The sequence below is a fragment of the Pseudomonas sp. C8002 genome, assembly GCF_013385765.1.
Classification (GTDB): Bacteria; Pseudomonadota; Gammaproteobacteria; order Pseudomonadales; family Pseudomonadaceae; genus Aquipseudomonas.
In genome coordinates this window covers 45,289-53,856 of record NZ_JACAPJ010000035.1, presented here as the reverse complement: position 1 = coordinate 53,856, position 8,568 = coordinate 45,289, and the positions used below count along the sequence as shown (strand labels likewise).

Annotated in this window: 9 protein-coding genes and 1 pseudogene; 2 read left to right on the top strand and 8 right to left on the bottom strand. The window is 61.3% G+C overall.

What is annotated here, in order from left to right; translation table 11 throughout:
• Positions 1-349: 349 nt before the first annotated feature.
• From HX814_RS28445 to HX814_RS28410, 8 genes and pseudogenes are all read right to left on the bottom strand, one after another.
• A complete protein-coding gene (locus HX814_RS28445; protein WP_003212528.1) occupies positions 350-1,429 on the bottom strand; it encodes a sigma-54-dependent Fis family transcriptional regulator in 1,080 nt (359 codons plus the stop codon).
• Positions 1,430-1,528: 99 nt separating this feature from the next.
• Positions 1,529-2,194, bottom strand: coding sequence for a methionine ABC transporter permease (locus tag HX814_RS28440; RefSeq protein WP_003212526.1), 666 nt, complete (start codon positions 2,192-2,194; stop codon positions 1,529-1,531).
• Positions 2,191-2,937 (bottom strand): methionine ABC transporter ATP-binding protein, encoded by a 747-nt coding sequence (locus tag HX814_RS28435; protein WP_003212524.1) that lies wholly within the window; start codon positions 2,935-2,937, stop codon positions 2,191-2,193. Before HX814_RS28435 ends, HX814_RS28440 begins: the two co-directional genes overlap by 4 nt.
• The gene (locus HX814_RS28430; RefSeq protein WP_003212522.1) at positions 2,934-3,728 is read right to left on the bottom strand and encodes a MetQ/NlpA family ABC transporter substrate-binding protein; all 795 of its coding nucleotides are present in this window, start codon (positions 3,726-3,728) and stop codon (positions 2,934-2,936) included. The genes HX814_RS28435 and HX814_RS28430 overlap by 4 nt, the downstream gene beginning before the upstream one ends.
• Positions 3,729-3,742: 14 nt before the next feature.
• Entirely contained in the window at positions 3,743-4,780 is a 1,038-nt protein-coding gene (locus HX814_RS28425; protein ID WP_177010097.1) for an isopenicillin N synthase family oxygenase, read from the bottom strand.
• 86 nt (positions 4,781-4,866) lie between these two features.
• Positions 4,867-5,385: pseudogene (locus HX814_RS28420) on the bottom strand (thioredoxin family protein); the annotation flags it as partial.
• 77 nt (positions 5,386-5,462) lie between these two features.
• Positions 5,463-5,642: a hypothetical protein gene (locus tag HX814_RS28415; protein ID WP_087695230.1), complete on the bottom strand. Its 180-nt coding sequence runs from the start codon at positions 5,640-5,642 to the stop codon at positions 5,463-5,465.
• An 11-nt stretch (positions 5,643-5,653) separates the two neighbouring features.
• Entirely contained in the window at positions 5,654-5,896 is a 243-nt protein-coding gene (locus tag HX814_RS28410) for a DUF2790 domain-containing protein (RefSeq protein ID WP_177010096.1), read from the bottom strand.
• 216 nt (positions 5,897-6,112) lie between these two features.
• On the opposite strand from HX814_RS28410, the gene HX814_RS28405 reads away from it, so the two are divergent.
• Both HX814_RS28405 and HX814_RS28400 read left to right on the top strand, forming a co-directional pair.
• Positions 6,113-6,853: a response regulator gene (locus HX814_RS28405; protein ID WP_003212510.1), complete on the top strand. Its 741-nt coding sequence runs from the start codon at positions 6,113-6,115 to the stop codon at positions 6,851-6,853.
• Entirely contained in the window at positions 6,850-8,154 is a 1,305-nt protein-coding gene (locus tag HX814_RS28400; RefSeq protein WP_177015442.1) for an ATP-binding protein, read from the top strand. Before HX814_RS28405 ends, HX814_RS28400 begins: the two co-directional genes overlap by 4 nt.
• Positions 8,155-8,568: the final 414 nt, after the last annotated feature.

Below are 8,568 nucleotides of genomic sequence, written 5' to 3'. Positions count from 1 at the left end.
GGTCTTTGCTTATGCTTTTAACACTCAAGCCGGCCGGGAGGCCGCTGTGCTTTTGCTTTTGCTTTTGCTTTTGCTTTTGATCTGACTGCCCCAATAAGCCCGAGGCCGAACGCAGGTATTGCGCAGCGGGTAAACCGGCAGAACGCCGGTTTAGCCGCGCTGGGCCAAGGATGGCCCATCGCGGCGGCCCGCTTCGCGGTGCCGGAGTGAGGGAACGCCGAGCCTAGGCGAGGCGCCGACAGGCGGGGCAGAGCGCTTTGGTTACTTTGCCGCTTTTGCAAAGTGACTCGCTGTAAGAGCGAAACCATAAGCAGCCGTTACCCAAATAACGGATATGTACACCAAAAAATCAGGGTTTAACCCGCCCCTTGAGCATCCCATGATTCACCAAAAGCGTCCGCATGGCATTGCGCGTCACCCCCAACAATTCCGCCGTACGCAACTGATTAAACCCACAAAACGCAAACGCCTCCCGCACGATCAAATCCTCGATATCGTGCAACAACGAATCCCCCGGCACCTCGAACAACCGCAGCAACTGCTCCCGCACCACCTCCTGCGGAATCCTCGGCGCCCCGCTGTTAACGCTGGCATGCATCGCACTCAGCCCCGCAGAAAACTTCAAGTGCGACGGCATGATCGGCCTGTCCCCAGCCACCAAAAGCGCCAGGTGCACCACATTCTCCAGCTCACGAATATTCCCCGGCCACGGATAATCCAGCAACGCCTGGGTCGCCGACTCCGACAACATCGGCTCAGCGATTTTCAGCCTGGCACTGTAGAGCCGCCGAAAATGCTCAACCAACGGCAGGATATCCAGCGGCCGCTCACGCAACGGCAACACCTGCACCTGCGCCACGTTGATGCGATAGAACAGGTCAAGACGAAAGTTGCCCGCCTCCACCGCCTGCTCCAGGTCGATGTTGGTGGCCGTCACCAGCCGGATATTGATCTTGATCGGCTTGCGCGACCCCACTCGCACCACTTCCTGCTCCTGCAATACCCGCAGCAGCTTCACCTGCAACGGCAGCGGCAAGTCACCGATCTCATCGAGGAACAGGGTGCCGCCATCGGCTTCTTCAAACCAGCCGATCCGCCGCCCCGAGGCCCCGGAAAACGAGCCGGCCTCATGCCCAAAAAATTCGCTTTCCGCAAGGTTCTCGCTGATGGCCCCACAGTTCACCGGCACAAACGCACCGGTGCGGCCGCTGGCGCTGTGGATATAGCGCGCCACCAGCTCCTTGCCGGTGCCGGTCTCGCCATTGATCAACACCGGTGCTTCACTGGGGCCGACACGTTGCAAATATTCGAGCAGTTGCAGGGAACGCGGGTCGGCAAAAACCAGTGCCTTGGCGCGAATCGACAACGGGTCTTTTTCGCCCTGGGGCAAAGTCAGGATCGGCGTGGGATGCCCGTGGGGACGGTTCATGAAGAGTATTTCCCGGCGACGAGGTGAAGGTACGTAAGGGAACTTTACCCAGTCGTGCATATAACTAGAAATATTAAAAATTCATTAGTACATAACCGTTTATCGACGATGCGCCAGCGACCTCACGCAACGATCCCCCAGGCTTTGCACGCCCTGGACCAGCACCACCAACACAATCACCGTCACCACCATGATCTGGTTATTGAAACGCTGGTACCCATAACGAATCGCCAGGTCCCCCAGGCCGCCACCGCCAATCACCCCGGCCATGGACGAAAAGCCGATCAGCATCACCAGGGTCAGGGTCAACCCCGCAAGCAACGCAGGCAGCGCCTCCGGCAGCAGCACCTTGAAGATCACATGCCGAATATCTCCACCCATGGCAACGATGGCTTCGATGCGCCCCTTGTCCACTTCGTCCAGCGCGTTCTCGACAATCCGCGCAAAGAACGGAAAGGCGCCAATGGTGATCGGCACCACGGCGGCGGTGCTGCCCAATGTGGTGCCAACGATCAACCGGGTCAGTGGAATCAAGGCAATTAGCATCACCACAAAGGGCAATGAGCGGCCCAGGTTGATCACCGCACCCAGCACACGGTTCACCCGTGGCAGCGGGAACAGCCCGCCGCGGCGACTGACAAACAGCAGCACCCCCAGGGGCAGGCCGATAAGCAAGGTAAAGACCGCCGCCAGCAGCACCATGTACAGGGTTTCGCCAGTGGCCGTGAGCAGCAGTTGCAGGATGTCGTTCCAGTCCGTTTTCATACTGCCCTCACCGCTGGCAGGCTGGGGGCCAGTGAGCGGCCCAGGCTTGAGGCGGGATCGGCCTGCAATTGAATCAGGCTGCCGCTTTCCACCACACGCCCATTGGCCAGGGATACCGCGCTGTCGCAGATAGCCTTGACCACATCCAGCTCGTGGGTGATCAACACGATGGTCACCCCCAGTTGCCGATTGATACTGCGCAGCAGTTCCAGGATCGACGCGGTGGTTTCCGGGTCGAGGGCGCTGGTGGCTTCGTCCGACAGCAAATAATCCGGGCGCGCCGCCAGTGCCCGGGCGATGCCGACGCGCTGCTTCTGGCCGCCGGACAGTTGCGACGGAAAGGCCAGCGCCTTGTCACTCAGGCCGACCAGTTCCAGCAATTCCTTGACCCGGGCAACGCGCTCGGCCTTGGGCTGACCGGCGATTTCCAGGGGCACCGCCACATTGTCGGCGACGTTGCGTGAATGCAGCAGGTTGAAACCCTGGAAGATCATGCCGATACGCTGGCGTTGCTGGCGCAGTTGCTTGTCACTGAGCAGCGTCAGGTCCTGGCCGTCCATGAGGATGCGCCCGGAAGTCGGGCGCTCCAGCAGGTTCAGGCAGCGCAGCAAAGTACTCTTGCCCGCCCCGCTCCGCCCCACGATCCCGAAGATCGAACCGTCGGCAATCTGCAACGACACGTTATCCAGCGCCGGCGGCTGGCCATCGGCGTAGGTTTTGCTGACCTGCTCGACGACGATCATTCGACAGCTACCGGAATCACCGAGCCTGCATATTTCTCGGTGATGAACTTGGCCACCTCCGGCGAATTCAGATCCTTGGCCAGCTGTTTGATCCGTGGGTCGTCCTGCAATTTCGGGGTGGTCACGAGGATATTCGCGTAGGGATTGCCCTGGGCTTTTTCCAGCCCAAGGGCATCCTTGGCCGGTGACAGGCCGGCCTCGAGGGCGTAGTTGCCATTGATCACGGCGAGGTCGACATCATCCAGGGCACGAGGAATCTGTGGTGATTCGATCTCGAGGATCTTCAGGTGCCTGGGGTTCTCGGCAATGTCCTTGGGCGTTGCCTGGTCCTTGGCCGGGTCGTTGAAACCGGGCTTGAGCGTGATCAGGCCGTTGGCTTGCAGCAGGTACAGCGCACGGCTCAGGTTGGTGACGTTGTTGGGCACGGCCACGGTGCCTTTATCCGGCACCTGGGCAAAGCTGGTGTGGCGATGGGAGTAGATACCCAGCGGCTCGATATGCACGGTGGCCGCCACTGTGAATTTCTGGCCGAGAGCCTGTTCCTGGGAGTGCAGGTACGGCAAGTGCTGGAAGTAGTTGGCGTCCACATCACCGTGGGCCAGCAGTTCATTGGAGTTCACGCCGTTGGGGATTTCGATGATTTTCAGCTGCAGCTGCGGGTCGAGCTTCTGCACGTATTCGAGGATTTGCGCGTGGGGAATCGGGTCCGCCGCCACACGCAGGGCCTCGGCGGCCTGGGCGTCGAAGGAGGCAATCAGGACGGCCAGGGCCAGGGCTGTTTTCTTGAGCATGGTGATGTTCCTTATCAGGCGGACAGGGCTTGGGGAATCGTGGCATCGGCGTAAAACCGTTGGGCGACATCCGGATGGGAACGCAGGCGGCCCTTGAGGTAGTTCCAGCCGACGTCCCGCAGCAACGGGTTACGCGGGTCACTGGTGGGGCCGTGGGCATCGCGCAGCAACTCGGGCGGCAACTGATACACCGGCACCACCGCGTCCAGTTGCGCACCGAGGAAAAACGCCAGGGACAAACGCTCGCTGCCCAGGGGCGGCGATTCGACCCGGTGCACCGTGGCACGCAGGTAGCCGTTGGTGGCCAGTTCCAGCAACTCGCCGATGTTCACCACCAGGGTGTCGGGGCGCGGCAAGGCGTCGATCCAGCGGCCCTCCTCCACTTCCACTTGCAGGCCGGCCTGCCGGTCTTGCAGGAGGAAGCTGAGAAAGCCGGAATCCTTGTGGGCACCGACGCCCTGGCGACTCTGCTGGGCGTGGCGGCCGGGGTAGCGGATCAGCTTGATGTGTTCGTTGGGCTTGGCGCCATACAGCGGGTCGAAAGCGTTTTCCGGCAGCGACAAGGCCTGGGCAAAGGAGCGCAACAGGCGCAGGGACATCTGCGTCATCGCCTGCTGCCAGGCCAGTAACAAGGGCTTGAGTTCAGGCAATGCGGCGGGCCATTGGTTGGGGCCTTGCAGGCGCGACCAGGCCGGTGAGTCCGGGCCCTGTTGCAGCGGCTCGCGCTCGGCGCCGAGGTCGAACTGTTCACGCAGGTCCGGCTGCCCCCGGGTGATCTCCGACGCGGCGCGGTTGTAGCCGCGAAAGTGTGGGGAGTTGATCATGCCGACAGCAAGCTTGTCGGCCTCCGGCAAGGCGAAAAACTGGCGCGCCTGCTGCTGCACCTGGGTGAGCAACCCGGCGTCGATGCCGTGGCCGGTGAGGTAGAAAAAACCGATATGCCGCGCAGCGTGGCGCAGGTCATCGAGAAACTGCCCACGCTGGGCCGGGCTGCCGTCGAGCAGCGCCAGGTCCAGCAGGGGCAAGGTATTGATTGCCAGCGGGTGCGACATTGGGTGCTCACTCCATGAACAGGTACGTGGAGTGGTGAAGCTAAACGATCTAAAAACCCCGCAATAAATACCTTTTTGGCATTAGCTTAGGTTGGCGCGTTCGCTGCCCTGGCTTCTTCCAGCAAGGCCTGGATGACTTTCTCCTGATTGTCGTAGCGGCCCTCGCCGAAATGGCTGTAGCGCACTTTGCCGGTGGCATCGAAGAAGTAATGGGCCGGCCAGTACTGGTTATCGAAGGCGCGCCAGATGCGGTAGTCGTTGTCGATGGCCACCGGGTAATGGATGTCCAGCTTCTTGACCTGGCTGCGTACGTTATCCAGGACTTTCTCATAGGCGTTTTCCGGCGTGTGCACACCGATCACCACCAACCCGTCTCTGGCGTACTTCTTCGCCCACTGATTGACGTACGGCAGGCTGCGCTGGCAGTTGACGCAGTCGTAGGTCCAGAAATCCACCAGCACCACCTTGCCCTTCAGGCCCTCGGCCGTCAGCGGCGGCGAGTTGAGCCAGGCCACCGCGCCGTCGAGGGAAGGCATGCGCTCATCGGACTGGCTGAAACTTTCGGCATCGACGTTGTTGATCAGGTAGTTCACCGCCTTGGGCACGCCGACCAAGGCAACCACCAGTGCCAACAGCAGCAGGCCTTTTGAGCGGCGCAGGTATCGGATGAAGTTCATGGGTGTCACCTCGTGGCCGGGGGTGTTTCGGCGCGTTTGCGAGCCGCGCCGTTTTGCGCCAGCGGCGTGTTCTGGAAGCAGGTTTCACTGCCAGTGAGTTTTTTCGCGGTGGCGGCATTCACATCCGCCGCCACACCCGCCAGGGAAAACGCCAGGGCGCTGAGAAAGCTGTTGAGTGGGGTCATGGCCGGTCTCCTCAGTTGCCTTCAAGGCAATTGCTGGAAAATTTGCGGTAGTCGAGGACGTGGCGCTGGCCCTCGGAATCGAGGTAGGTCAGTTTCGAGTTGACGATGCCGCACAGCGCGCCACCGGACTCTTCGGAGATCGACAGCACCTGGTGGATATCCGGCTGGCTGGCGGTGGTTTCGGCATGGGCGGCAACACTCAGGCCAGTGAGTAAGGCAAACAGGCAACTGGCATAGGCAGCTTTGATAGTCATGGGTGGTTCCCCGGGGGTTCAAGTGGGCCGAGGCGGATTACCTCGATGGGCTCATTTGAACCTTGCGAGGTATCCGGATTGTGTCGGCCAGGCCCGGATTTTTGCGTCGATGTGTATCTCGTCACCGCCAGATACACTGCAATACAAAGGGCACAAGGCAAGCCCGCCGCCAGTGGCTAGACTGCGCATCAATGACTAATCAACGAGGAAGGCAGCATGGATCACGTCGATCACATTCTGATTGTCGATGACGATCGGGAGATCCGCGAACTGGTGGGCAACTACCTGAAAAAGAACGGCCTGCGCACCACCGTGGTGGCTGACGGCCGGCAGATGCGCAGCTTCCTCGACACCACGCCCGTGGACCTGATCGTGCTGGACATCATGATGCCCGGCGACGACGGCTTGCAGCTGTGCCGCGAACTGCGGGTGGGCAAGCACAAGGCCACGCCGATCCTGATGCTCACCGCGCGCAACGATGAAACCGACCGCATCATCGGCCTGGAAATGGGCGCCGACGATTACCTGGTCAAGCCCTTCGCCGCCCGTGAACTGCTGGCCCGCATCAACGCCGTGCTGCGGCGCACACGGATGCTGCCGCCAAACCTGGTGGTGACCGAAAGCGGCCGGCTGATCCGCTTTGGCCGCTGGCGCCTGGACACCACCGCCCGCCATCTGCTGGACGAAGACAACACCCTGGTGGCCTTGAGCGGTGCCGAATACCGTTTGCTGCGCGTCTTCCTCGACCATCCGCAACGGGTGCTCAACCGTGACCAGTTGCTGAACCTGACACAGGGCCGGGACGCGGACCTGTTCGACCGCTCCATCGACCTGCTGGTCAGCCGCCTGCGCCAGCGCCTTTTGGACGACGCCCGCGAACCGGCCTACATCAAGACCGTGCGCAGCGAAGGCTATGTGTTCTCCCTGGCCGTGGAAATCCTTGGGGACCCGGCATGACCCTCACGTTCCGCTGGCCGCGCACCCTCGCGGCGCAACTGACGGTAATTTTCATCGTCAGCCTGCTGTGCGCCAACGCCCTGTCGTTCAGTGCGCAGTTCTATGAGCGCTACATGAGTGCCCGCAGCGTAATGCTGGGCAACCTGGAAAACGACGTATCGACGTCGATCGCGATCCTCGACCGCCTGCCCGCCGCCGAGCGTGCCAGCTGGCTGCCGCGCCTCGACCGCAACGCCTACCGCTACCTGCTGAATGCCGGCGAACCCGGCGAGCCGATGGCCAGCTACAACGTGCCCATGGCCGCGACGTCGATTTCCGATGCGTTGGGCGAGCACTACCCGCTGACGTTCCGCGACATCCCGGGCCTGCAAAAACACTTCCAGGCGCACCTGACCCTGGCCGATGGCAGCCCGGTCACGATTGATGTCTATCCCAAGCCGATCCCGTTTGCGTTCTGGCTGCCGGTGGTACTGGTGCTGCAACTGGTGGTGTTGCTGGTGTGCACCTGGATCGCCGTGCGCATCGCCATCCGCCCGCTGACACGCCTGGCACGGGCAGTGGAAACCCTCGACCCGAATGCCCGCCCGACGCCGCTGGACGAAACCGGCCCTACCGAGGTAGCGCATGCGGCGGCGGCGTTCAACGAAATGCAGAAGCGGATTGCCGAGTACCTCAAGGAGCGCATGCAGATTCTCGCGGCGATTTCCCATGACTTGCAGACGCCGATCACACGCATGAAATTGCGTGCCGAGTTCATGGAGGACTCGGTGGACCGGGAAAAGCTCTGGAGTGACCTGGGGGAAATGGAGCATCTGGTGCGCGAGGGTGTGGCGTATGCCCGCAGTGTGCATGGGTCCACCGAGGCCAGTTGCCGGATCGACCTGGATGCGTTTCTCGACAGCCTGGTGTTTGATTACCAGGATATGAACAAGCAAGTGAGTTTGACCGGTAAAAGCGCGGTGGTTTTGGATACGCGGCCCCATGCGTTGCGCCGGGTGCTGGTGAACCTGGTGGACAACGCGCTGAAATTTGCCGGGGAGGCGCAGTTGGAGGTGGGGTCGACGGCGGCGGGTGAGCTTTCGATCAAGGTGCTGGACCGGGGGCCGGGGATTGCCGAGGATGAACTGGTGCAGGTGATGCAGCCGTTTTACCGGGTGGAGAGTTCGCGTAATCGTGGCACTGGTGGTACAGGGCTGGGGTTGGCGATTGCCCAGCAACTGGCGGTGGCGATTGGTGGGGAGTTGACGTTGAGCAACCGGGACGGCGGGGGGTTGTGTGCGCAGGTTCGGCTGGAGCTGTGACGGGCGGTGTGTATATCCATTATTTGGGTGATGGCTTGTATCGGTTCCGCTCTTACAGCGGCTCACTTTTGAACAGCCGGAATGCCGGCCCAGTCAAAAGTAAGCAAAACGCTCTTGCCCCACCACTCGGCTCCTCGCCTAGGCGAGGAGTGCCCTAACTCCGGCTTGAGTGTTTAGAAGCAAAATCAAACGCTAAAGCGGGCACGGTGCACTGTAGGAGCTGGCTTACCGGCGATGGCATCGCCTCGGTGTGTCTGATGTACCGAGGTGTCTGCATCGCCGGCAAGCCAGCTCCTACAGAAAAGCAGCTCTGCTTTCGCTCTGGTTTTTGATTTGGCTTTTAACACTCAGGTCGGCTTTCAGGCCGCCGTGCTCTTGCTTTTGATCTTGGTCTTGCTCTGACTGCCCCAATAA

Coding starts and splice junctions, on each gene's coding strand:
- HX814_RS28430 (WP_003212522.1), bottom strand. CDS start 3,728: ATGCTCAAGAAAACAGCCCTGGCCCTGGCCGTCCTGATTGCCTCCTTC.
- HX814_RS28400 (WP_177015442.1), top strand. CDS start 6,850: ATGACCCTCACGTTCCGCTGGCCGCGCACCCTCGCGGCGCAACTGACG.
- HX814_RS28445 (WP_003212528.1), bottom strand. CDS start 1,429: ATGAACCGTCCCCACGGGCATCCCACGCCGATCCTGACTTTGCCCCAG.
- HX814_RS28435 (WP_003212524.1), bottom strand. CDS start 2,937: ATGATCGTCGTCGAGCAGGTCAGCAAAACCTACGCCGATGGCCAGCCG.
- HX814_RS28410 (WP_177010096.1), bottom strand. CDS start 5,896: ATGACTATCAAAGCTGCCTATGCCAGTTGCCTGTTTGCCTTACTCACT.
- HX814_RS28415 (WP_087695230.1), bottom strand. CDS start 5,642: ATGACCCCACTCAACAGCTTTCTCAGCGCCCTGGCGTTTTCCCTGGCG.
- HX814_RS28405 (WP_003212510.1), top strand. CDS start 6,113: ATGGATCACGTCGATCACATTCTGATTGTCGATGACGATCGGGAGATC.
- HX814_RS28440 (WP_003212526.1), bottom strand. CDS start 2,194: ATGAAAACGGACTGGAACGACATCCTGCAACTGCTGCTCACGGCCACT.
- HX814_RS28425 (WP_177010097.1), bottom strand. CDS start 4,780: ATGTCGCACCCGCTGGCAATCAATACCTTGCCCCTGCTGGACCTGGCG.